The following is a 202-nucleotide window of genomic DNA, read 5'->3' on the forward strand; positions in this document are numbered from 1 at the left end:
GCGGTTGACGCCGACGACGACGCGTTCGCCGGAGTCGGTCTCCTGGGCGATGCGGTAGGCGTTGCGTTCGATCTCGCTCTTCTGGAAGCCGTGTTCGATGGCCTCGACGGCGCCGCCGAGGTCCTCGACCTTGCGCATCAGCTCGCGTGCGGCCGTCTCGACGTCGTCGGTCATCCGCTCCACGACGTAGGAGCCGGCGAAG

1 protein-coding gene is annotated in these 202 nt (G+C 68.3%); it reads right to left on the reverse strand.

Annotated elements, in window-relative coordinates:
• Positions 1 to 202: methylmalonyl-CoA mutase family protein (locus tag IO29_RS31475; RefSeq protein ID WP_033227714.1), on the reverse strand; the 202-nt coding region annotated here is incomplete at both ends.

The organism is Streptomyces sp. NRRL F-6676, from assembly GCF_000725625.1.
Taxonomy (GTDB): Bacteria; Actinomycetota; Actinomycetes; order Streptomycetales; family Streptomycetaceae; genus Streptomyces.